This is a genomic window from Oceanobacillus chungangensis, assembly GCF_003369565.1.
GTDB classification, from domain to species: domain Bacteria; phylum Bacillota; class Bacilli; order Bacillales; family Amphibacillaceae; genus Oceanobacillus; species Oceanobacillus chungangensis.
Map to the genome: position 1 here is coordinate 97,779 of NZ_PIOD01000011.1, position 23,680 is coordinate 121,458.

Here is a 23,680-nt window from a genome sequence, read left to right on the forward strand (position 1 = left end):
TATCTATACTATAACCATTCTACTTTTTTTCTAAAATTCCTTCAAAATCGTCAAAAATCATTTTAAACTTTTCATTGATGGAGCTTGGTGTAAGCAAATACCATTTAATATCCATCTTATTTTTAAACCAAGTATATTGGCGTTTAGCGTATCTCCTCGAATTACGCTTTAGAACCTCAATTGCCTGTTCTAAGCTTTCTCCATTCTTGAAATAAGGAATAAACTCTTTATAGCCGATAGCAGTCATTGCCTGGCTTTTTTCTAAACCTTGATCATAGAGAGCCTTTACTTCTTCCACTAGCCCGGATGCAATCATTAAATCAACTCTTTGGTTAATGCGTTTATACAAAAGCTCTCTTTCCATTTCTAACCCAATTAAAATCAAGTTATAAGGTGATTCGAGTGTTTGTTTCTCTTGATAAGCCGTCATCGTCATTCCAGTTGTTTCATAGATTTCAAGTGCGCGAATTACCCTTCGATGATTATTCGGATGAATCTTCTGCGCTTGTTCTGGATCAATTTCTTCTAGTTGTTGATATAATGGCATAATCCCATCTCGTTCAATGATTTGTTCAAACTTGCTTGTAAGGGCCTCATCTCTTTTTTGTTCAGCAAAATTATAGTTATAAAGTGCTGCCTGAATATAGAGACCGCTACCTCCAACGATAATTGGCAATTTACCTTTAGCAGAGACTTCTTCTATATACTTTTGTACATAATATTGATAATCAGCAACAGAGAAGGATTCGTTTGGATTCAAGATATCAATCATATGATGTGGAATTCCCTGTGCTTCTTCTTCGCTAATCTTTGCTGTTCCAATATCAAATCCCTTGTATACTTGCATAGAATCCCCACTAATAATTTCACCATTAAATCTTTTGGCCATTTCGATACTAAGCTTGGTTTTTCCTACTGCCGTCGGACCAACGATAGCAACTACAGTTTTTTTCATTCGTATTCCCCTAAATTCCATTCTTTTATTCTAATGCTAAATAACTCTTTAACATCCATAGATATTTTTCTAGTTTTCCTTGTAAAGTTGCTAATAAATCGATTGACGGATCATCCTGCTGTTCATTGCTAAGCGGTATTCCTACTTGATGTATTTCTGAAATCATTTGCTCGAAATCCTCGATTAATTGAGCGATGATTTCATTTTCTTTATCATCTGCATTCGCCTCAACCAAGGTTGTTTCCTTTAAATATTTCGCCATTGTAGCAAGCGGCTTACCATCAATCATTAAAATACGTTCAGCAATTTCATCTAAATCACTTGCGATTTCCTGATACATTTCCTCAAACTTCTCATGTAGAAGGAAAAAATGTCTCCCTTGAATAAACCAATGGTAACGATGAAGCTTTATATACATGACAACATAATTTGATAGCAATTGATTTAGAAAATTAATCAACTTTTGATTTTCCATGCTGCACCTCGGCTTTTATTACTAGGTTTACCCGAGATGACGATAAATTATACTAGTTTTACATCACACGCTTAAACATTTTCTCTAATTCATAGGTTGAAAAATGAACAATGATTGGTCTTCCATGTGGGCAAGTAAATGGATCTGTCGATTTTCGCAGGTCTTCCAATAACCGAAACATTTCGGAATGATTTAAATAATGATTTGCTTTTATCGACCGCTTGCAAGACATAAGAATTGCTGCTTCTTCACGAATGGACTCAATATTGACACGTTCCTCATTCATAATTTGATCAATCATTTCTCGGATGACTTCCTCTTCAAATCCACCCGGAAACCAATTTGGGTGTGAACGGATAATATACGTTTGATTCCCGAATTGCTCAAAAAATAACCCAACGTTTTCAAATGTTTCTTTGTATTGTTCGATAAAAATCGATTCTTGCTTTGAAAATTCAAAGGTCATTGGGATTAATAATTCTTGTGACATCTTGATCGGTTTTCCCAACTTCTCTTTAAAAAATTCATATTTAATTCTTTCTTGCGCTGCATGCTGATCAATCATATAAAGCCCATTTTCATTTTGTGCAATAATATACGTTCCTTGCACTTGTCCAACTGGATACATTTGCGGGACACGAGGATTCTGAGTTTCCTTTGGTTCGAATTCTTGCTCGTTTGTCTCATGATTCTGTTCTTGTTGCTCAATTTCAACCTGAGGTTCGTCAATATCCTCGGAGCTGTCAGTTTCTTCACCACTAACATGATAGGATGTTGTTTCTTTGATTTCATAAGGATTAATACTAGTTTCCTGTTGAATATTCCCGACTTCCTGTGCATTATCATTTGCTTCTACCGATTTCCTAACTGGATCATCAAACTTCATCATCGATTGAAAGGATTGAACTTTTGGCTTTGGCATTGGCTTTTGCTCTACTTCAGGAATCAGCGTTATTTCCCGGAACTTATTTTTAATCATTTCTTCTATATTAGTAAATAATTCTTTATCTTTACTAAAGCGAACTTCTAATTTCGTTGGATGTACGTTAACATCAACTAAGATAGGATCCATTTCAATTCTTAACACCACAATCGGTGACCGACCAATTGGCAGTAATGTATGATAGGCACGTATTATCGCTTGATTCAACGGCACACTCTTAATGTAGCGACCATTGATGATTATCGATATATAAGATCTTGATGCTCTAGTGACCTCTGGTTTTGCAATATATCCAGCAATCGAATAATCGAGTGTTTCTTGTTTAACTGGAAGCATTTTCTTTGCAACATTCATACCGTATACTTGAGAGATAACTTGTAATAAGTCCCCAGTTCCCGCCGTCTTAAATAGTCCCTTATCATTATGAATTGCTTCAAACCTAATTTCAGGATGTGCAAGTGCTAATCGATTCAGTAAATCCGTTATATGACCAAGCTCAGTATGGAGACTTTTCATATATTTAAGTCTTGCAGGTGTATTAAAAAATAAATCCTCTACGATGATTTCCGAACCCTTCCTTGCATCACTCTTCTTCTTTTCAATTATTTTCCCACCGTCAAGCTTTAAATACGTACCGGCTTGGTCTCCTTCAGAAGACTTAACTGAAAGCTTGCTGACAGAAGCGATACTTGCGAGCGCCTCTCCACGGAATCCTAAGGTTTTCACATGAAATAAATCACTTTCGTTTTTAACCTTGCTCGTAGCATGGGGTAAGAATGCCATTTCACAGTCTGCTTCTGACATTCCATCCCCATTATCGGTAATTTTGATTTGTTGTAATCCTGCCTCAGTTATTTCAACTTTAATCCAAGTACTATTAGCATCAATACTATTCTCGACAAGTTCTTTGACAACCGATGCTGGACGCTCAACAACTTCCCCAGCAGCTATTTTATTTGCTAATGCATCAGACATTTGTACGATCTTCATGTTAACAATCCTTTCGTCTGAATTTCTACATATTTACTTGTTTTTGTAATCGATACAATGCATTCATCGCTTCCATCGGCGTCATCTCGAATAAATTTAATCTTTTTAATTCATCTAACGCTTTTTCTTCAGTTACAGGAACTGGCTTATTTTTCTTTTCTGCCTGTACCGTTTCTTCAACAAAAAAGGATAATTGACTCGAATCATTTTTTTCATTCTTTGGCACTGGTTTATCGCTTGATTCCAAATCTTGTAAAATTGTGCTAGCTCGCTCAATAAGTGCTTCCGGTAAATCAGCTAATTTAGCTACATGAATGCCATAGCTCTTATCTGCTGCGCCCTCTTGAATTTGGTGTAAAAACACAACATTTCCTTCAAATTCTTCCGCCCGAACGTGAATATTCTTTAGTTTCTCCAATGATTCTTCTAACACGGTTAATTCATGATAATGTGTTGAAAATAACGTTTTTGCCTGAATATTATTATGGATATATTCCACAATCGCTTGTGCTAAAGCCATCCCATCATAAGTGCTTGTCCCTCGGCCAATTTCATCGAGTAAGATTAAACTTCTATCCGTTGCATTAGCAATTGCATGGTTCGCTTCAAGCATTTCGACCATAAACGTACTTTGTCCAGATACTAAATCATCTGCAGCACCAATTCGTGTGAAGATCTGATCGAATATAATTAGCTCCGCTTCATCACAAGGAACAAAGCAACCAATTTGTCCCATAATTACAGCAAGTGCGAGCTGCCGCATATAGGTGCTTTTTCCTGACATGTTTGGTCCAGTTATTAATAAAATGTTTTTATCTTCATCAAGAGATACATTATTGGGAACAAAAGAGCCATCTTTCATTACTTGCTCTATGACAGGATGACGACCATTTTTGATATTTAATTTACTGTCACCAAAATGCGGCCGATGGTAATTATTCCTTTCACTTACCGTAGCAAAAGATTGCAACACATCAATTTTACTGACAACTTCCGCTAAATATTGTAATTCTGGAATATGCTCTTTAATTTTTTCACGTATTTCTATAAATAAATTATATTCAAGATCAACACTTTTTTCTTCTGCTTCTAGAATTAATTGTTCCTTCTCTTTTAATTCTGGAGTAATGTACCGTTCCGCATTTGCTAATGTTTGCTTCCGTTCATATCGTCCCTCGGGAATCAAATGGATATTTGCCTTTGTTATTTCAATATAGTAGCCGAATACGCGATTATAGCCAATCTTTAATGATTTAATATTGGTTTCTTGTTTTTCTTGCTTTTCTAACGCAGCAATCCACTTCTTACCATTTTTTGATGCATCACGATAAGTATCGAGCATATCATTGTAACCATCTCTAATGATTGAACCTTCTTTAATTGAAATTGGTGGATTATCAACGATGCTTGTATTTAATAAGTCTACTAATTCCTTAGGGTAAATTAGACCTTTGGAAAGAGCCTGAATCTGATGTTGTTCAAATTGATTTAATGTTGCTTTTAACTCCGGAATTTTCTCAAGTGATTGCTTTAACTGTAATAAATCACGAGCATTTACATTCCCGAACGCAATTCTTCCTGCAAGTCGTTCTAAATCATAAACTGATTTTAGTGTATCCCGCAGTGTATCTCTTTCCATAAAACGTTGATAGAAAGCATCAACAACATTTAGTCTGTCTTCAATTCGCTGCTTATCAAGTAATGGTCGCTCAAGCCATTTCTTAAGTAGTCTTGATCCCATCGCAGTTACCGTTTGATCAAGAACCCAAAGCAAGCTGCCATGCTTTCCCTTCTTAATAATGGTTTCTGTTAATTCTAAATTTCGTTTAGAATACATATCGAGTGACAGATAATGCTTCAATTCGATTACATTTGCTTGTTGTAAATGATCAAGTGAACGCTTTTGCGTATGCTGTATATAATTTAATAATCGGCTAAATGCCTTCATCAACCGCTCGTCATTTAAATTTGCTGTAAGATTTCGATACTCTGCATTGAATGTTACTTCATCCTGATAAGACAATGTTACATGTAGTCTATCTCTTAGCTGGGTTTGTAACTCCTCTGGTAAATTAGAAGAAATAACAATCTCTTTAATTGGTTGATTATACAACTCATGGATAACAGCGTCCCATCCATGAGAAATTACTGTAATATTATTTTCACCAGTCGAAAGGTCGTTATACACAATAACATATGAGCCATCTTTAAACTGAGAAAGACTTGCAATGTAATTGTTTTCGCCTTCTTTTAGCATATTGCTTTCCATTACAGTTCCAGGTGTAATAAGCTGTACTACTTCACGTTTCACTACGCCTTTAGCTGTCTTTGGATCTTCTACCTGTTCGCATATTGCTACTTTATAACCTTTTTCTATTAATGTTTTTATATAATTTTCAGCAGCATGATAGGGCACTCCACACATCGGAATTCCATCACTACCACCACGTTTTGTAAGGGTAATCTCTAACTCTCTTGCAGCATTTATGGCATCATCATTAAACATTTCATAGAAATCTCCTAATCGGAAAAATAGAAATGCGTCTTGATAATTTGCTTTTATTTTTAAATATTGTTCCATCATCGGTGTCTGCTTGCCCATCATTAATCCTCCAAAAAATCCCGTAATATACTTATATAATTATAGCATAAAAGGCAAGAAAAGCGCAGGAAGCATTTCTTCAACACTTGGATTCTTTATGATGATTCAAACTTAATTAGAGGTGTGAGTGGCTCTTAGTCCAGTCGCTCCAGAAATACACTGCGCTTTTCGCGGGGAGCTGGCGAGCCTTCTTGTGCTGCCGCACTTCGTAGTCTCACCTAATCTTCTTCCCGAAGAACAAGAAAGACCTCGGCAGCATTGCACCGCAATCACGACAAATTGCTCTTTATTTTCGAGGAGTCTCCGTGTATTTCTTCCGCTAGGGTTGAATGTTAAAAATACCATTTTCATCTTTTTACAAAAAGTGAAAATGGCATTAATTCACCTATCTTCGTTGATTGTAGTGAAGGGACGAGAGACTTCTGCCTTGTCCTCTGGATGCACGACTCTCTATAGCAAAAATCATCATTATCACAAATTCTTATCTTATATAAAAACAACTTATGTAAAAATATTACGAGAGATGTTATCCCTCGTAATTTTCTTAATCTTGTTTATTTAAGAAGTCTGGCTCTACTCTTTCTAATTCATCATCTGTTAGCTTGAAGTCCCAAGCGTCATCATCATCACCAAAATCGTCCTGTACTGGATTTACTCGAACAGAAAGTTTTGTTTCACCGATAACTTGCACTACAAATTCTCGCTCGATTTCAACAACGATCTTATGTCCATTACTTCCAATTTTACATTCTAGGCAATTGGGTTGTTGGATAACCTTAGCAATTACATCATGATCATCATTAATGCAATTATCATCCTTAACTGAGAGTGGTATAACATCGGTATACGTTACTCTTTCTGTTACAACTTCTGTTTTAGTATTATCATTATAGGAATACCAAACGTTTACATCATAGCTACCTTGAATTTCTACAGATTCTTCTGATTTCTTCTTGGCATTATATAAATGATTGATGACCCAACATCCAAGAATACTTGATGGGCGATGTGACGGTGTAACGGAATGAGACTCCTGCGTGAACTTCTTCCCCTTACCAATGACAGCTTTCGAAATGATCTCTCTATATTCTTTATCGAGAAAAGTCATGATTACTTTTACCTCCTCTTTTTTCATAGTCATTTTATGCAAGATAAATACCTAAAGTGCATAGAACAGTTTATTATTATTTATCAGTATTTAAATTAACAAGTATTGATGTATCAGTATCTTCAATTTCTTAGTGTTTTTAAGCTATATAAAAAAGTATATTCAAAGTTGAAGCATTTCGGTCGTATTGGAGGCATTTTGAGGACCTAAAAAAAAACGTGGACAGGAGCTTCTCGAAACCATTTCTAATTAGCGGCAAGCAGGGAGATAGCTCCCCTGCTTGCTTTCTAACCAATGATAAAAGTATTTCTTTGGTATCTTATATAGACGGCCTGGGGGGGATTTTCAGAAGAATTTTACATATGGGAGAAAGAAGAACAACAACGAGACTAGGATTTAATGATGAGGACGTCTTATGCAGTAAACCAAATAAGTGTTGAATGGCAAGAGCAGCAGTACTAATTGCTCAAGGCTACTTAGACTACTCAAGTTTCTCAAGAAGCGGTTTAATAGAACAGCAGGAGTTTGAAGGCTTTAGCAATGAAGAGGGCATATAGCCTTCTAAATAATAAATATCTCCAAACTTCTATAGCCAAATCAAAGTCATAAACTTCATTAACCGAGTATCAACAAGTAAATCAGTTAAATCATCATGAATCTCTAAATCCTCGATGTAACAAAAGCTGTATAGTCAAATAGCTTCAGCCATACCCCTGCATTTTATTGAGATAATTTTTCATTCGTGCTTTCTACAGTCTCTTCTATAGCCAGGTCTTCTATTTTTTCTTCCTCTGACATTGCTTCAATTATCGCCTCTACTTCTTCTGATTCTACAGGTGCCTCAGTTTCTGTTGGTTCTTGTATCTACTTCCTCTGTAGTTGTTACATCTTCATTTTAACCTGATACAATCTCTTCTGATGAGTAGATGAAGAAGAACTTTAAAAATCCGGTGGGTAGTATTAGTAATCTCAAGAGCGACAACATGAAAGAAAAGTAGCTACATAATAATATAAACTTAAACATGCCCCTAACCATAATTGGTCAGGGACTTACTCTTTATTTTACATGTAATTTTCATCCTGGATAAATCGTATAATTTTTATTAAGGTTATTCCAAACTTATATTTGTGACTATTCTTCATATCTGTTAGGTACCGACCACTGAAAGTCAGATTTTCTACTCTAACTTTTAGTAAACCACCTTTACGAACTTTTTTAGGCTTTTCTAAATGCTCGTTTTTCCGCATATTCTGCACACTGTAAGCAAACTATTATTTTTTTACCTAGATCAGTTACATATTCTCTCCTTAAACTTTTCGTCGTTTTTTTAGTACAAATGCTACATTTTCTTTTAAACATGATCATCCTCCTGTCCTCCTACCTACATCATTCGACAAAAGGAGAAGTAATCCTTCTTTTTACCTAATAATATTTACCCATACGTTAAAAATACGCCAATTCTCTGTAAAAGAAGAAACGCCTCGTGTTGAACTGGAGATGCAGTACTGATTATGATTTTGTAAAGTAAATGAACCAACCAGATCCACATGACCCGCTTTTGAGCTATTCAACGAAGATATTGAAATATGACCGTGGATTAGTAGTTGATTACGTATTATCCATAAACCCCAGCTTTTCCCGTAGTTGGACTTTAAGATTCACGAAATAAAAATGAATAACTGGATATCCTATAAACACAAATAGGAGAGGAAAAGGATAATCAATGAAAAATTTACCCCTTAGCCAAGCAATTAAATTAATAAATGTAATTCTTGAAGAGGATGTTACAAATAAATTTAATGAACAAGCAGAAAATGCAGGAGAACATGGTGATCCAAGCTTTGTGGTAACTAATAGCAGGGGGGAATCTGTTGAAGTGTTCGTTGATTGGAATAAAGAAGAAGATGTTTTATCCTACTCAATAAATGAAGATTTCAAGTCAGAATAAGAAAGCCTAGGTTTTCAACGCTTTGGCTTTCACTTTGAACATATCACGCTACAGGCTACGACCCCTGTAATGCGGTCTGGAAAAAATCTATTGACATTAATGGTCCTAGAGTTATTATTTCCTATAAAAAGCATCTACATCGTGTCCGTGAGTAATATAAAAAATCAAGCAAGCGAATCGTTCCACTTACTTGATTTTTCTTCTTTAATGACCGTGCCCTATTTTATTTTTCGTTTTAGATCCTGTTTCTCCTGATAATACATCGCCACCAGTTGATTCAATGACACTGTTAGTCACTTCCCTTGCAATCGTTCCAGAAACGAGCTGCAGCACATCATTTACAACGATTTGTGTTTCTTTAAATTCCTGAACAACCGGTATTTCATCAATCTCATTTTGCAGTCGATCAAGCTCGGCTTCAATTTTTTTAAGTGCTTCTCTTTTCTCATATGCTTGGAAATTAACCGCTTGTTTTTGCAGGGTCTTTATTTTTTGAATTAACTGCTGTACTTTTTTATTTTCATTAAGTTTTGCTTCAACTTGCTTAAAGCGGTCGATCTCTTCTGTATTCGCAAGCATATCTGCTAATTTTCTTGCTTCGTCTAAAACTTCTTTACGTGTATATTCAGCCATTTTTTATTTCACCTCAACCATATTTTCAACAATGATACCATCTAAGGACCATGTTTTTGCTTCTGTAATTTCAACTTCTACGATTTTACCAATAGAAGATTTCGGGCCTCTAAAGTTAACTAATTTATTCTTTTCTGTATATCCAGCAAGTACGTCTGGATTCTTTTTACTTTCACCTTCAACAAGTACTTTTACAACTTTATCCTTATATTTCTTCATCGATTCAGCAGATTGTTTGTTAACAAGCGCATTCAGACGATGTAATCGTTGTTTTTTCACTTCTTCTGGAACATCATCCACTTTACGAGCTGCTGGTGTTCCTTCGCGCGGTGAGTAGATATACGTGTATGCTGCTTCAAAACCAACTTCTTCCATTAATGTCATCGTTTCTTCAAATTGTTCCTCTGTTTCATTAGGAAAACCAACAATAATATCCGTAGTTAACGTAACATTTGGAATCGCCTTACGTATTTTTTTCACTAAATTTAAATATTCCTCCCTCGTATATTTACGATTCATTTTCTTGAGTACTTCACTGCTGCCAGATTGAACTGGAAGATGTATATGGTCGAGAAGATTACCGCCTTTAGCTAAAACTTCAATTAAATAATCATCGAAATCTCTAGGATGTGATGTTGTAAATCGAACACGTGGTATATCGATTTTATTAATATCATCCATCAAATCTCCAAGACCATAGGAGATATCCTCAAAATCTTTTCCATATGCATTCACATTTTGACCGAGTAATGTTACTTCTTGATAGCCCTGTGCTGCTAAGTGACGAACTTCCTGAATAATATCTTCTGGTTTACGACTTCTTTCTTTTCCACGAGTCATTGGTACAATACAATAGGTACAGAATTTATCACAGCCATACATAATGTTTACCCATGCCTTGATTTTCCCTTTACGAGCTTTTGGAAGATTTTCAATAATATCTCCCTCTTTAGACCAAACCTCAACAATCATCTCTTTTCCAAATAAAGCTTCTTTAAGCAATTGTGGAAGTCGATGGATATTATGTGTTCCAAAGATCAAATCGATATGCTGATGTTTTTTTAGAATACGGTCAACCACGGATTCTTCTTGTGACATACAACCACAAACACCAATAATTAAATCGGGTTTTTCTAGTTTTAAAGGTTTTAAGTGGCCAATTTCGCCAAACACTTTGTTTTCCGCATTTTCCCGGATTGCACACGTATTTAATAAGATGATATCCGCTTCATTCGTATCTGCAGTAAATTCATACCCCATTTCGATTAAAATCCCCGCCATCACCTCTGTATCATGTTCATTCATTTGACAACCATATGTACGAATTAGGAATTTCTTCCCTTTTCCAATCTTCTCAATATCTTCTGGAATTGCAAAATCATAGTGAAACTGAATATCTTCTTTCCGACGCTTTCTTGCCTTTTTAATATCTGGTGCTTGCGGTTCATAGCTCGTTTGAAAATATTTAGCAATCATTTCTTCACTAGATGTATTCTTGATTCGATTAATATTATCTTCTTGCTTTACAAATTTTTTTCCTACCTGCTTAACCTGTGCTTGGTCTACTCGTTGCTGCTCGTTCATGAGAAAAACCCCTTTCAATAAAATCAAACATCAATAGTGTAATTTCTTATGTTTAGAAATCTTACGCAGTAAGTTGGTCGTAAATTTAGTAGTTAAGAAGTATAAAATATTTCTTACTACATAAGTGCAACTAAGGATGTCGTCGAAAGGCTTGGTTAATCCTTAGCTTTCTATGAGTATATACAACTTATAATGGCAGAGTAATTAAATTATCTGTAAAATCAATATGTATAGGATTACATTATTATAGTATAGAGGATAATGTCAAGTATAACAAATATTGTAAAAGGAAAAGAGCAAAAGCGCAAGCGCCCGTTTGTGCAGTGTATGGACTGCTTGCGACCCACAGTTTAGGGTGGTCATTCCTTCGCAGGAGATAATGGAAACTCTTTGGTTGTAAAAGCGAATCGATGTTGACTTTCACCACAAGGGAATTAGTGCGACTAAGCCTCATGTGTAACCAACAGGCAAGTCTTCTTTAGATTGTCATAAGGAGGGAAGTCTCGCTAGGAGCACGTGCGGTGGAACTGGACGTGACATCTCCTGTCGTGGGGATTGAAATTGGACTTTCTTATTCTAGACAAAAGCAAAACCTTCCCATTTATTAGGAAGGTTGGTTCATTGAATACTATCTAGGTTCAACGATTAGTTTAATCGCAGTTCGCTCTTCATTGTCAATCATAATATCGGTAAATGCTGGAATACAAACTAGGTCAACACCGCTCGGGGCTACAAATCCTCTCGCTATCGCCACCGCTTTAACTGCTTGGTTTAATGCACCCGCCCCAATTGCTTGCATCTCCGCAGAACCTTGTTCGCGTAATACGTTGGCTAGTGCACCTGCTACAGAATTTGGACTTGATTTTGCTGAAACCTTTAATACATCCATTACTAGTACCTCCTTCATTTCCTATTGTAGTTCTATTGCTACTATATTCCTGGAGATGTTAGCTTATTCCCTATTATCCTTCAATGGTTCGCAAAATTCAATAAATCAGCTGAAAAAGGGATGATCCTCATTAATCATAATTCGCTCTACTTTTGTTGCCTTTCCAGTTCTATCATCAATCGTAACAAAAAAACCATTTAACTGTGTTCTACCCTCTTTTGTAGTTTCGAAACGTACAGGCAAAGAAGTTAGAAATCTTTTTAATACAGCATCCCGTTCTACACCTAATATTCCATCATATGGACCTGTCATACCTACATCCGTTATATATGCCGTACCTGCTGGTAAAATTCGTTCATCTGCAGTCTGCGTGTGTGTATGTGTACCAACTACTGCACTCACTCTGCCATCTAAATACCATCCAAATGCTTGCTTTTCACTAGTGGCTTCCCCATGAAAGTCTACAAAGATAAGATTGGTTCGTTTTTTTGCCTCTTCAACTAATTCATCAATTTTTCGGAAAGGATCATCGATTGCAGGCAGAAATGTACGACCTTGCATATTGATTACTGCTACTTCCACTCCATTTATATTAATAAAAACTAATCCCTTACCCGGAGTTCCCTCAGGAAAGTTAGCAGGTCTAATCATATACTTCGCATCATCAATGAATTCAAAGATTTCTTTTTTATCCCAAGTGTGATTGCCCATCGTAATTACTTGCGCACCCCACTCTAGAAATTGCTTATAAATTTTCTCAGTAATCCCTTTCCCTGATGCAGCATTTTCCCCGTTAATGATTGTTAAATTTGGATGATACTTTTCTTTTAACCTCGGTAAATATTCCTGCACCATATCTCTACCTGGAGAACCTACAACATCGCCAATAAATAATATTTTCATATTAACTCACCCTATCTATTCTTTTAAGTTACAACTTTCTACTTGGAAATAAAAATAAAAGCGGATGTTATACCCGCTTTTATTTTTATTTAGCATATTCTACTGCTCTTGTTTCTCTGATCACTGTTACTTTAATATGACCAGGGTAATCAAGTTCATTCTCAATTTGCTTCCGTATTTCTCTAGCAATGCGTACAGATTCAAGGTCGTCAATTTCATCTGGTTTAACCATAATTCTAATTTCTCGGCCAGCTTGAATTGCGAATGACTTCTCTACGCCTTCGAATGATTCAGATATTTCTTCAAGTTTCTCTAATCGTTTAATATAGTTTTCTAATGTTTCACTTCTTGCACCAGGTCTAGCGGCAGACAATGCATCAGCAGCAGCTACAAGAACTGCAATAACAGATGTTGCCTCTTCATCGCCATGGTGGGAAGCAATTGAATTGATTACTATATCATGTTCTTTGTATTTAATCGCTAGTTCTTTACCTATTTCTACGTGGCTGCCTTCAACTTCATGATCAATCGCTTTCCCAATGTCATGAAGCAATCCAGCTCTTCTTGCTAACGTAACATCTTCACCTAATTCAGCAGCTAGCAATCCGGAAAGGTATGCAACCTCTGTTGAGTGCTTCAGTACATTTTGCCCATAGCTTGTACGATATTTTAGTCTTCCTAATATTTTGACTAGATCTGGATGTAAACCATGTACACCAACCTCAAATGTAGTTTCTTCTCCAATTTCCCGTATATATTCGTCAACCTCACGTCTAGCTTTATCCACCATTTCTTCAATTCTAGCTGGGTGGATTCTGCCATCCTGTACTAGTTTTTCTAATGCCATACGAGCAATTTCTCTTCTAATCGGATCAAAACCAGATAGAATAACTGCTTCCGGTGTATCATCAATAATTAAATCAATACCAGTTAAAGTTTCGAGTGTACGTATATTTCGACCTTCACGACCAATTATACGACCTTTCATCTCATCATTTGGAAGATTTACTACAGATACTGTTGTTTCAGCAACGTGATCCGCGGCACAACGCTGTAATGCGAGGGAAAGAATGCTTTTCGCTTTCTTATCCGCTTCTTCCTTCGCGCGATTTTCGGCTTCTTTGATCATGATTGCTGATTCATGTTGTACCTCTTTTTCAATCCGCTCTAAAATAATCTGTTTGGCTTGGTCTGATGTGTATCCTGAAATGCGCTCAAGCTCCGTTTGCTGCTCATCTTTCATAGCTTCCACTTTGCTTTCCATTTCTTCAATTTGTTGTTGTTTTTCTGCTAATGATTGTTCTTTTTTCTCTAACAACAATTCACGTTTGTCTAGTGTTTCACTTTTTCGATCCAGATTTTCTTCCTTTTGCGTGAGGCGATTTTCAAGCTTCGAAGATTCTGCACGTCGTTCGCGCAATTCATCTTCTGTTTGTTGACGAAGCTTATGGTTTTCATCTCGCGCTTCAAGGAGTGCCTCTTTCTTAGCGGCATCAGCATTTCGATGTGCTTCTTCGACGATTTGTTTTGCTAATGTCTCCGCACTAGAAATTTTAGCTTCTGCAATAGATTTACGTATCAGATAACCAACAACAATACCGACGATTAGGATAATTACAAACAAAATGGAGATGATGATAGGATTGTCCATGTTTTCACCTCCTATTGCTATAAAGTTTTACAATTCTTATTTGTCGGCATGTAACATTTTAGATGTATAATTAACAATACGTTTTATAGAAAAATATAAAATTATACAGTTTTAATTTTAATTGTCTATTCTAATATTGTCAAGGAATCGCCATAATATCTCATAAAAAAATCCTTTGCCATTTTGGGCAAAGGATTTTCATCATATTTTCTATACATCTAAACTCTCTTGAGTATCTTCTGTTGATTCAGGAACTGCCTCAGCCTTTTGATCTAAACTATAGTGTTCACGAATCGCAGTATGAATAACTTCGGCTATTTCCGGATTTTCTAATAGAAATAGTTTAGAGTTTTCACGTCCTTGTCCTAAGCGGTCACCGTCGTATGAGTACCATGCACCACTCTTGTCAACGATATCCAGTTCGGATCCAATATCAAGAATTTCTCCTTCTCTAGAAATCCCTTTACCATACATAATATCAATTTCTGCCTGTTTGAATGGTGGTGCTACTTTATTTTTTACAACTTTAACTCTCGTTCTATTCCCAACAATGTCATTACCTTGCTTCAATTGCTCTGCACGACGTACTTCAAGTCTTACAGATGAATAGAATTTAAGTGCACGTCCACCTGGAGTTGTTTCTGGATTACCGAACATAACGCCAATTTTCTCACGAACTTGATTAATGAAAATAGCAATCGTGTTTGATTTATTGATTGCGCCAGATAATTTTCTTAATGCTTGTGACATTAAGCGTGCTTGTAACCCCATATGGGAATCTCCCATTTCGCCTTCGATTTCTGCTTTTGGAACAAGTGCAGCAACAGAGTCGACAACTAGAATATCAACAGCACCACTTCGAACGAGTGCTTCAGCAATTTCTAATGCTTGTTCTCCTGTATCTGGTTGAGACAATAGTAATTCATCAATGTTAACCCCTAAAGCTCTTGCATAGGATGGGTCTAACGCATGCTCAGCATCAATAAACGCAGCTTGTCCACCTTTTTTCTGTGCTTCAGCAATCGCATGAAGTGCTACTGTTGTTTTACCAGATGATTCAGGACCATAGATTTCGATGATACGTCCTTTTGGATATCCACCTATTCCTAATGCAACGTCTAACGCTAATGAACCACTTGGGATCGTTTCAATCGGTTGAAACTCGTTTTCACCGAGTTTCATCACCGAACCTTTACCAAATTGTTTCTCTATTTGTCTCAAAGCCATATCTAAAGCTTGTTTTCTATCACTCAACGAAACTACCTCCTTAAATTAACTACTTCCATCATACATTGTTTTTTCCATTTTGCCAACAAAAAGCCGAATAAATGTTCTTGTATTTTGATAGTAATGTTTCATTGAAAAAATTTATAATTGCACTATTTCTAGCTAAGAAAATTGAATTTCAATCAACTGAACCAATGTAAATTACTGTTTTAACAAATTAAAAAGAATTTGCAGCCCTTTTAATGCTGTGCGATTTCTAATCGTATCCCGATCACCTCGAAACTTAAATTGCTCCACTTGCTGATAACCATTTTTCGTACAGACGGCAATAAATACAGTACCTACAGGCTTTCCCTCCGACACATTAGGACCTGCTACCCCAGTAAAGCTGATACCAATATCTGCATCTAAAATTCGCAATACATTGGTTGCCATTTCAATTGCGCATTGTTCACTAACCGTACCGAATAAATCGATTGTTTCTTTTGAGACACCTAAGACTCTCTCTTTAACCTTCGTGTCATAGCAAACGATTCCACCTGTTAAAACATCTGAAACCCCACTGATAGAAACAAGTTTACTAGTCACCATTCCGCCGGTCAAACTTTCGGCAAGTGCAAGTCGTTTATCACTTGCTCGTAATTTGTCGATGATTTGCTGTTCTAATGTTTGTTCATCTGTTCCATAAAAAAAGTTTCCAATTCTAGATAGAATTTGTTGTTTACTTGATTCAATTAATTTATCTGCATTTTCCAGTGAATCAGTTCTAGCAGTAAGTCGGATTGTAACGTCACTATCTGTTGCTAAAGGAGCAATCGTCGGATTACTTTGGCCATCAATGATATCTTTAATTTCATGTTCTAATTGTGATTCACCAATGCCGATAAATCTCAATACTTGAGATTTAATAATTGCTTTATCGCCAATAATCTGTAGGAGATATGGCAATACATCGTTCGCAACAAGACTTTTCATCTCACGGGGTACTCCGGGTAAGAAAATCCAAGTTCGATTTTCAAAATTTACAATCATCCCTGGGGCCATTCCAACTTTATTATCAAGCACAATACTACCTTTAAACACCCTTGCCTGTCTTCGATTATTAGGCGTCATAACGATGTTACGTTCTTTAAAAAAACGTACAATTTTATCCATTGACGGCTCATGCTCGGATACATCAAGTTTACTCATTTGTTGAAATGCTTCTCTAGTAAGATCATCTTCTGTTGGACCGAGTCCCCCAGTTACAATAATAATATCAGAGCGTATATGTGCTTGTGAGAATGCTTCAACTACTCTGTTAAGGTTATCACCAACAACGGCATGATTATAAATATTGATTCCATATAATGCGAGCTGCTCTGATATCCATTGTGCATTTGTGTTTGCGATTTGACCTAATAACAACTCAGTACCAACAGCAATAATTTCTGCTTTAGGCTGGTGCATTATTTAGACTCTCCCATCACATGCCAGTTTTTAATAAAGTAATCAACTCCAGATAATACCGTGAAAAATAGTGCGATATATAGCATGATCGTACCAAATGGGAATCCTAAGTAAGAAAAAGGGAAATTATGCAATAATAATACAGCAATTGCAATCATTTGCGTTGCCGTCTTAATTTTCCCAAGGTTTCCTGCTGCAAGTACAATTCCTTCCCCAGCAGCTACAAGCCTTAATCCTGTTACCGCAAATTCCCTGCTAATAATGATTATGACAATCCATGCAGGCGCTAAGCCCATTTCAATTAATAAAATTAGAGCTGCCGAAACGAGTAACTTATCCGCTAATGGATCCATAAACTTTCCTAAATTGGTAACCAGATTATACTTTCTAGCATAATAACCATCGACCCAATCTGTTGCTGATGCAAAAATAAATAAAATCGCCGCTACAAAATGGGATACTGGGAGCGTCGTATCACCAATATTCCACTCTCCCCAATTAAATGGAATACTTAATAATAGGATAAAAACTGGGATTAATATGATTCTTGACAGGGTTAGTTTATTTGGTAAATTCATAATTATACTTTCCTCCAAAATTTCTATTTAATTGCTGATATATCATACGTCTATTACTTCAAGTATGTTGAACACATTCTAGAAGGTATAAGACCCTCCCATATTGGAAGGGTCTTATAACATATTGGCTTTATTGTGTAATATTTATCCATAGTCGTTGATGGTCTCGTTCATTTGGATCAACTGGATATTCAAATTCTACACCATTGACATCAAATGTTAAATTCGGAGCACTACCAATGTTTAAGTAAATGGTATCTTCTCCCGATAAATCCAGTTCCATCGGTGAATCTGCCTCGGTAAGAATAGTACTATAGAAAGATTCTCCAGTTTCATTCTTAACATCTAACCATACTTCACCTGGCGACTCAAACGTAAAGATTAGTTCATCATCTGAAGTATTAAACTCTAGAGTAGATTCTGGCACAGGACCTGTTCCTTCTTCAGTAACAGTAAACGCAGATGAAACTACTTCAGTTTTTTCTTTTGATTGTGTACCCGCTTCATCATCTTCTTTATTCGCTTCTTCATTATTCTCTTCCTGTTGACCTTGTTCCGCATTTCCCTTTGAATCTGGTGTAGAGTCGTTTATGATAATTTCATTATCCGTTAATTCTTCTTCCGGTGGATCTCCTTCACCTGTGGAACCTTCTTGAATGAAATACCACGCAACAAAGAATATACCAATTACTAATAAAATTACGATAATAGTTGGTATAAATGAGAAGCTTGAATTTTTATCAACATTTGCTTCTTTTCGTGATCGTTCAATTCTTGTATACTGAATCTCGCTTTCCTCTTCAGTTTTTGGAATTTCTTCTTTATGTTCCTCTAATAATTCACTTGAATCCAAGCCAACAGCAGTTGCATATTCTTTTATAAATGCTCTTGCATAAAATTTCCCTGGAAGAATGTTTAAATTTCCTTCTTCAATTGCAACTAAATAACGCTTTTGTATTTTTGTAATTTCTTGCAGTTCATCTAATGAGAGTCCCTTTTCATGTCGCGACTCTTTTAATCTTGCCCCTACATCCATAAATAACACCTTCCGTTTTAGAAATCAAACATCGAAAAGCCATTGTTCGCAGTACTTAGAGAGTGATTATCAACTGAATCGTATGTAATCTCTTCCCCTTCATGACTACGTAATTCAATAATATAGTCAAAATCATCAAGTTTATATTCAGTTGTTTGAACAAAAATATCTGGATGCTCTACAACTTTTATTGAAGGCAGTTGCATAATTTCTCGAATTAGTTGCCAATGTTTATCATTCGCTCGTCTAGTAGATAGTATGCCGTCAATAATATAAATATTATCAACATTATACTCGCCTTCGATTAGTTTATTTCTAATAGTCTGTTTAAGCATCGTGCTAGATACAAACAGCCAACGCTTATTGGCGCAAACGCTAGCAGCTACAACCGACTCTGTCTTCCCAACCCTTGGCATACCACGAATCCCAATCAGTTTATGACCTTCTTGCTTATATAATTCTGCCATGAAATCGACTAATAACCCGAGTTCATCACGAACAAATCGAACCGTTTTACGATCATCTGCATCCGTATGAATATATTTCCCATGTCGGACTGCCATTTTGTCTTTTAATTTTGGTTTACGTATTTTTATTAATTCAATTGTATCCATCGTTTTTAATATTGATTTTAGGCGCATAATATTTTCATCATGTTTCGATAGAAGAAGCATTCCTCTTCTAGAATTTTCAACGCCATTAATGGTTATTATATTAATAGAAAGCATCCCTAATAATGAAGAAATATCCCCTAGTAGTCCAGGACGATTGATTAGAATTTCATATTCCAGGTACCATTCTTTCGTCATTATATTCTCCTTCATATTACATACTCTTATAATGGTAACGAATCTATTCGATAATTGCAATATATAGTTCTATCATAAAGCATAATTCGTTTGTTGGAAAGGAATTATACTTTATTTTTATGAGCAGCTTTTACTTACACAGGAATAATATCGATATAATTTTGTCGGTGTAAATTGAGAATTAGTTTACTCGCTATAGGCTCTCAGACCGTTCGCTCCAGAAATACACTACGCTTTCCGCGGGGAGCTGGTGAGCCAACTCGCAGGAGACTCCTTGTATTTCTTCCACTGGGATTGTGCGTTTGTTATTTTTTTATTATTTTCTTAATAAAATGTAACGGCATTACCTCTCTTAACACCGTTGAGTGTTGCTGTTGACAGGAGACTCCTGATGGAACAGCTAGAGCAGACGGAAAGCGACTGTCCGGAGTGGGAATCAACTTTGTGCTTCTTAGTTCGCATTTTATCCGAACAGCCAGATGACCCATTATTAATAATATCATCATTAAAACGAAGGCTTAGCTAGGGCTGCCTTCGTAATTAATTTCTATTAATATCTATATGTTTACCAAGCACCTGTTACGCGAATGATTTCACCTTGAATATAGCTAGATTTGTCGTCCAATAAGAAGGATACAACATGGGCTATCTCATCCGGTTTCCCTGCACGATTCATCGGAATCTCCGAAATTAATATTTCCTTTTCCTCTTCTGATAAATGTTGGTTCATTTTTGTCTCGATGAACCCTGGGCTCACGGCATTGACAGATATCCCGCTTGGAGCAACTTCTTTTGCTAAAGCTTTAACAAAGCTATTTTGTGCACCCTTTACCGTGGAGTAAATTACTTCATAACTTGCCCCGACATCACCCCAGATGGAGCTAATTAAGATAATTTTTCCATACTTTTTATGGAGCATGCTCGGTAATAATGCTTTCGTTATCAACCATGGTGCTTTTACATGTAATGTTAGCATTTCATCCATTGTCGCGTTTGACGTTTCGTGAAAAACACCATACTGTGCACGCCCGCTTGCAAATACAATCATATCCACTGAAAACACAAGCTTCTTCAAAAAAATCTCTATCTCTAATTCATTGCTTAAATCTGCATGAATCGCGGTCAGAATCGAATTATTATTAAGCTTCTTTCTTAAATCACTTATGATTTCTTCATTTTTATTATAGTGCAGGATTAATTGGTGTCCATCCTCGGCAAGCCTCTCTGCGATGCTAATCCCAATTTCACCACTTGCACCGATAATCAGTACATTTTTCCCCATAATTTCTCCTTACTTTGCAGCAATCGTACAAACTGCGAGGCGATCCTCTTCAATCCAGTTTCGAATAAAATCATTCGCATCATCTAGACTTAATGCTTGTATAGCCGGAATGACATTAAAGAAATCGATACCCATTGTATGATAATGGATATATTTATTTGCAATGAATTCAAGCGAATTCATTGACCGAAGCAATTGCCCTATTTTTTTCTTTTTCATTCGTGCAAATTCTTCTGATGTTAATGACTTTTTATTCGTTGAAAGTAGTAATTCCTTTACTTTTTCAGCAAAGTTTTCAGGCTGATCAGTATTCGTACCTATCAATGTATACCCAAAGTTCTTTTCTAACGTTGTTTCAAAATAAAAACTAGCATCAATTAACCCAGCTTGATATAACTCTTGATAGAAGGATGAGCCTTTCGAAAAGTAATGATCAACAACCATAGCCTGCAGCAAATCTTTTTGGAGAAATGCTTCACTACTTAACGCAGTTGTAGATTCCTTAATACCAATGGTACATTTCGGAATCGACACAGGCATAATCAGTTTATTTTCTTTCATTGCTACTTCTTTTGGTTCTTCCGGAAAATCTCTCTCAAGCTGTTCCATTTTTGTAAATGTCTTTTCTGCTTGATTAGCTTTGATAAGCTTCATCATTTTTTCAGCATCAAAGTTTCCTGCAATAAACAATGTCATATTTTCTGGATGGTAGAATGTGTTGTAGCATGTATACAAATCGTCCTTCGTAATATCCGTAATTGATTCAACTGTTCCAGCGATATCAATATTTACGGGGTGACTTTTAAACATACTCTTGATTGTTCCCATAAACGATTGCCAATCCGCCTGGTCATCGTACATTTTGATTTCTTGGCCGATAATCCCTTTTTCTTTCTCAACAGAGCTTTTCGAAAAGTATGGTTCCTGAACAAAGTTAATTAAAGTCTGAACATTTTCTTCTATATTACTCGTCGCCGAAAACAAATATGCTGTTTTTGTAAACGATGTATAAGCATTCGCTGAGGCTCCTTGTTTACCAAAATCAGCAAAAACATCATGATCTTCTTTTTCAAATAATTTATGTTCTAAGAAATGGGCAACACCTTCTGGAACGGTTACCATCTCTTGCTGCCCAATAGGAACGAACCGTTGATCAATTGAGCCATAATCCGTAGAAAAAATTCCATAGGTTTTTGCCATTTCTGTTTTAGGTAATAAGTATACGGTTAATCCATTATCGAGTTTCTCTGAAAAAATCGTCTCAGCAATATCTTGGTGTACTGCTTTATTCATTCGTTTGTCCTCCTTTACTTGTTAGTAGATAAACAGTGTCCTCTTCAATTTTATTAGCAAGCATCGTCACTTGCTCCTTCGTCACCTGCTTGATATTAGCAATTAATTGCTCTGGAGTAATTATTCTATCACCGATTACTTGCTGATATAATAACTCGATCAATCCTTGTGAATGGTCCATCGTTTCGAGTAACTGATTAATAATTAATTCCTTCGTTTCCTGTAAATCCGTTTCAGTGTAATCTCCTTTTTTCATTGCTTCCATTTGTAGCTGGATTATATCCCTCGCCTTCTCATAATCCTCTGGGGCAATCCCGCTAAAAACAAATAGCAGACCTTTGTGGCTTTCGATTCGAGAAGATGCATAATATGCAAGACTATTTTTCTCCCTTACATTAATAAATAACTTCGAATTCGGAAATCCACCAAATATCCCATTAAATACTTGTAATGCAGCATAATCCTCATCTTTGAATGTCGTATTGGTTCGATAACCAATATGTAGTTTGGCTTGTTGAATATCTTCTGATTCGATAACTTCTTTCGCTTGAATGTCCTTGATAGGGTCATTGCTTTCATTTTCAGACCAAACGTGATTACCCTTACGCTCGAACAGTGATGCGATTTTCGTACTCATTTCATCCTCATCAAAATCCCCTAATACATAAATATCAAGGCTATCCTCTTCTAATAGTGTCTGATAATATCCATAGAGGTTTACTGCAGTTATCGCTTGTAAATCTTCTTCATACCCGTGTGCATGCAGCTCGTATGCTTCGCCCTCACACATCGCATCAATTAATCTCATATTTGCATAGTTCATCTTATCATCTTTTACCGCTTGGATCCGACTCTTCAGTGTATTCTTTTCACGGCTTACAATCTCCTCATTAAAAGAATTATTAGAGATATTTGGATCCAGTAATAACTCACTAAATAAGCTTATTCCATCATCAATAATTGCTGTCTCTTCTGGAATAAATTTAGGGTTTGCAAGCTCCAAGCGAATGCTAATAATATGATTATTCCCTTTTTTTGATCCATCAACAGAAAGAACTGCACCATATAAATCATCTAATTTTAATTGCAGCTCTTGCTTGCTGGGATAACGTTTAGAACCTTGGTTTAATATATATGGAAGTAATGCCCGTTTTGTTATCGTTTCTCGATTCAAAGGAGCCCTTAATTTAGCAACAATGTTTAGTGTTTTATATTTTTTACTTTGGATAAAATGTAACTGTAATCCATTTACATTTCTACGTTTTTCTTCTATAGGTAACATGTACTTTCCTCCCAGCATTCATTTATATTCCTATTCTGCACA

20 protein-coding genes are annotated in these 23,680 nt (G+C 36.1%); 2 read left to right on the forward strand and 18 right to left on the reverse strand.

The genetic code is table 11. From position 1 onward, the window contains the following. Window positions 1–19: 19 nt before the first annotated feature. The 5 genes from miaA to CWR45_RS10585 all read right to left on the reverse strand — a co-directional run bounded on the left by miaA (window position 20) and on the right by CWR45_RS10585 (window position 7,073). Entirely contained in the window at window positions 20–955 is a 936-nt protein-coding gene (gene miaA / locus CWR45_RS10565) for a tRNA (adenosine(37)-N6)-dimethylallyltransferase MiaA (protein WP_115749829.1), read from the reverse strand. 25 nt (window positions 956–980) lie between these two features. Continuing rightward, a complete protein-coding gene (locus tag CWR45_RS10570; protein ID WP_115749830.1) occupies window positions 981–1,430 on the reverse strand; it encodes a Dps family protein in 450 nt (149 codons plus the stop codon). A 58-nt stretch (window positions 1,431–1,488) separates the two neighbouring features. Continuing rightward, on the reverse strand, window positions 1,489–3,363 hold the full coding sequence (gene mutL, locus CWR45_RS10575; RefSeq protein WP_115749831.1) for a DNA mismatch repair endonuclease MutL: 1,875 nt from the start codon (window positions 3,361–3,363) through the stop codon (window positions 1,489–1,491). A 25-nt stretch (window positions 3,364–3,388) separates the two neighbouring features. Continuing rightward, on the reverse strand, window positions 3,389–5,965 hold the full coding sequence (mutS, locus tag CWR45_RS10580) for a DNA mismatch repair protein MutS (RefSeq protein WP_115749832.1): 2,577 nt from the start codon (window positions 5,963–5,965) through the stop codon (window positions 3,389–3,391). Window positions 5,966–6,509: 544 nt separating this feature from the next. Next, window positions 6,510–7,073 (reverse strand): outer spore coat protein CotE, encoded by a 564-nt coding sequence (locus CWR45_RS10585; RefSeq protein WP_115749833.1) that lies wholly within the window; start codon window positions 7,071–7,073, stop codon window positions 6,510–6,512. A 440-nt stretch (window positions 7,074–7,513) separates the two neighbouring features. Between CWR45_RS10585 and CWR45_RS10590 the strand changes: the two genes are divergently transcribed. Together CWR45_RS10590 and CWR45_RS10595 are read left to right on the forward strand one after the other, a co-directional pair. Then, window positions 7,514–7,630 (forward strand): Ltp family lipoprotein, encoded by a 117-nt coding sequence (locus CWR45_RS10590; protein ID WP_245975408.1) that lies wholly within the window; start codon window positions 7,514–7,516, stop codon window positions 7,628–7,630. A 1,167-nt stretch (window positions 7,631–8,797) separates the two neighbouring features. After that, a complete protein-coding gene (locus tag CWR45_RS10595; RefSeq protein ID WP_115749834.1) occupies window positions 8,798–9,022 on the forward strand; it encodes a hypothetical protein in 225 nt (74 codons plus the stop codon). A 204-nt stretch (window positions 9,023–9,226) separates the two neighbouring features. On the opposite strand, the gene CWR45_RS10600 is transcribed toward CWR45_RS10595, so the two are convergent. From CWR45_RS10600 to yfmF, 13 genes are all read right to left on the reverse strand, one after another. Further along, window positions 9,227–9,655: a YlbF/YmcA family competence regulator gene (locus tag CWR45_RS10600; RefSeq protein WP_115749835.1), complete on the reverse strand. Its 429-nt coding sequence runs from the start codon at window positions 9,653–9,655 to the stop codon at window positions 9,227–9,229. A gap of 3 nt (window positions 9,656–9,658) precedes the next feature. Beyond that, entirely contained in the window at window positions 9,659–11,239 is a 1,581-nt protein-coding gene (gene miaB / locus CWR45_RS10605; RefSeq protein ID WP_115749836.1) for a tRNA (N6-isopentenyl adenosine(37)-C2)-methylthiotransferase MiaB, read from the reverse strand. A 628-nt stretch (window positions 11,240–11,867) separates the two neighbouring features. Further along, complete coding sequence (locus tag CWR45_RS10610; RefSeq protein WP_115749837.1) at window positions 11,868–12,128, reverse strand: stage V sporulation protein S; 261 nt, start codon at window positions 12,126–12,128, stop codon at window positions 11,868–11,870. Between the two features lie 105 nt (window positions 12,129–12,233). Continuing rightward, complete coding sequence (locus CWR45_RS10615) at window positions 12,234–13,031, reverse strand: TIGR00282 family metallophosphoesterase (RefSeq protein ID WP_115749838.1); 798 nt, start codon at window positions 13,029–13,031, stop codon at window positions 12,234–12,236. An 85-nt stretch (window positions 13,032–13,116) separates the two neighbouring features. Continuing rightward, on the reverse strand, window positions 13,117–14,682 hold the full coding sequence (gene rny, locus CWR45_RS10620; RefSeq protein WP_115749839.1) for a ribonuclease Y: 1,566 nt from the start codon (window positions 14,680–14,682) through the stop codon (window positions 13,117–13,119). Between the two features lie 210 nt (window positions 14,683–14,892). After that, window positions 14,893–15,936 carry a recombinase RecA gene (gene recA, locus CWR45_RS10625; protein WP_115749840.1) on the reverse strand — a complete coding sequence of 348 codons (1,044 nt, stop codon included), beginning with the start codon at window positions 15,934–15,936 and terminating at the stop codon, window positions 14,893–14,895. Between the two features lie 174 nt (window positions 15,937–16,110). After that, window positions 16,111–17,358 (reverse strand): competence/damage-inducible protein A, encoded by a 1,248-nt coding sequence (locus tag CWR45_RS10630; RefSeq protein ID WP_115749841.1) that lies wholly within the window; start codon window positions 17,356–17,358, stop codon window positions 16,111–16,113. Further along, the gene (gene pgsA, locus CWR45_RS10635; RefSeq protein WP_115749842.1) at window positions 17,358–17,936 is read right to left on the reverse strand and encodes a CDP-diacylglycerol--glycerol-3-phosphate 3-phosphatidyltransferase; all 579 of its coding nucleotides are present in this window, start codon (window positions 17,934–17,936) and stop codon (window positions 17,358–17,360) included. Before pgsA ends, CWR45_RS10630 begins: the two co-directional genes overlap by 1 nt. Window positions 17,937–18,066: 130 nt before the next feature. Further along, complete coding sequence (locus CWR45_RS10640; protein WP_115749843.1) at window positions 18,067–18,972, reverse strand: helix-turn-helix domain-containing protein; 906 nt, start codon at window positions 18,970–18,972, stop codon at window positions 18,067–18,069. 17 nt (window positions 18,973–18,989) lie between these two features. Continuing rightward, entirely contained in the window at window positions 18,990–19,784 is a 795-nt protein-coding gene (locus CWR45_RS10645) for a DUF3388 domain-containing protein (RefSeq protein WP_115750095.1), read from the reverse strand. 562 nt (window positions 19,785–20,346) lie between these two features. After that, window positions 20,347–21,063: an elongation factor P 5-aminopentanone reductase gene (gene ymfI, locus CWR45_RS10650; RefSeq protein ID WP_115749844.1), complete on the reverse strand. Its 717-nt coding sequence runs from the start codon at window positions 21,061–21,063 to the stop codon at window positions 20,347–20,349. Between the two features lie 9 nt (window positions 21,064–21,072). Further along, on the reverse strand, window positions 21,073–22,356 hold the full coding sequence (gene yfmH, locus CWR45_RS10655; RefSeq protein ID WP_115749845.1) for an EF-P 5-aminopentanol modification-associated protein YfmH: 1,284 nt from the start codon (window positions 22,354–22,356) through the stop codon (window positions 21,073–21,075). Continuing rightward, on the reverse strand, window positions 22,349–23,638 hold the full coding sequence (gene yfmF / locus CWR45_RS10660) for an EF-P 5-aminopentanol modification-associated protein YfmF (RefSeq protein WP_115749846.1): 1,290 nt from the start codon (window positions 23,636–23,638) through the stop codon (window positions 22,349–22,351). The genes yfmH and yfmF overlap by 8 nt, the downstream gene beginning before the upstream one ends. Window positions 23,639–23,680 lie beyond the last annotated feature (42 nt).

Excerpts from the sequence above, each read along its gene's own strand:
- ymfI (WP_115749844.1), bottom strand. The coding sequence starts at position 21,063 with ATGGGGAAAAATGTACTGATTATCGGTGCAAGTGGTGAAATTGGGATT.
- CWR45_RS10610 (WP_115749837.1), bottom strand. The coding sequence starts at position 12,128 with ATGGATGTATTAAAGGTTTCAGCAAAATCAAGTCCAAATTCTGTAGCA.
- CWR45_RS10585 (WP_115749833.1), bottom strand. The coding sequence starts at position 7,073 with ATGACTTTTCTCGATAAAGAATATAGAGAGATCATTTCGAAAGCTGTC.
- CWR45_RS10600 (WP_115749835.1), bottom strand. The coding sequence starts at position 9,655 with ATGGCTGAATATACACGTAAAGAAGTTTTAGACGAAGCAAGAAAATTA.
- pgsA (WP_115749842.1), bottom strand. The coding sequence starts at position 17,936 with ATGAATTTACCAAATAAACTAACCCTGTCAAGAATCATATTAATCCCA.
- yfmH (WP_115749845.1), bottom strand. The coding sequence starts at position 22,356 with ATGAATAAAGCAGTACACCAAGATATTGCTGAGACGATTTTTTCAGAG.
- CWR45_RS10615 (WP_115749838.1), bottom strand. The coding sequence starts at position 13,031 with ATGAAAATATTATTTATTGGCGATGTTGTAGGTTCTCCAGGTAGAGAT.
- yfmF (WP_115749846.1), bottom strand. The coding sequence starts at position 23,638 with ATGTTACCTATAGAAGAAAAACGTAGAAATGTAAATGGATTACAGTTA.
- CWR45_RS10590 (WP_245975408.1), top strand. The coding sequence starts at position 7,514 with ATGGCAAGAGCAGCAGTACTAATTGCTCAAGGCTACTTAGACTACTCA.
- mutS (WP_115749832.1), bottom strand. The coding sequence starts at position 5,965 with ATGGGCAAGCAGACACCGATGATGGAACAATATTTAAAAATAAAAGCA.
- CWR45_RS10570 (WP_115749830.1), bottom strand. The coding sequence starts at position 1,430 with ATGGAAAATCAAAAGTTGATTAATTTTCTAAATCAATTGCTATCAAAT.
- CWR45_RS10640 (WP_115749843.1), bottom strand. The coding sequence starts at position 18,972 with ATGGATGTAGGGGCAAGATTAAAAGAGTCGCGACATGAAAAGGGACTC.
- CWR45_RS10595 (WP_115749834.1), top strand. The coding sequence starts at position 8,798 with ATGAAAAATTTACCCCTTAGCCAAGCAATTAAATTAATAAATGTAATT.
- CWR45_RS10630 (WP_115749841.1), bottom strand. The coding sequence starts at position 17,358 with ATGCACCAGCCTAAAGCAGAAATTATTGCTGTTGGTACTGAGTTGTTA.
- miaA (WP_115749829.1), bottom strand. The coding sequence starts at position 955 with ATGAAAAAAACTGTAGTTGCTATCGTTGGTCCGACGGCAGTAGGAAAA.
- miaB (WP_115749836.1), bottom strand. The coding sequence starts at position 11,239 with ATGAACGAGCAGCAACGAGTAGACCAAGCACAGGTTAAGCAGGTAGGA.
- mutL (WP_115749831.1), bottom strand. The coding sequence starts at position 3,363 with ATGAAGATCGTACAAATGTCTGATGCATTAGCAAATAAAATAGCTGCT.
- rny (WP_115749839.1), bottom strand. The coding sequence starts at position 14,682 with ATGGACAATCCTATCATCATCTCCATTTTGTTTGTAATTATCCTAATC.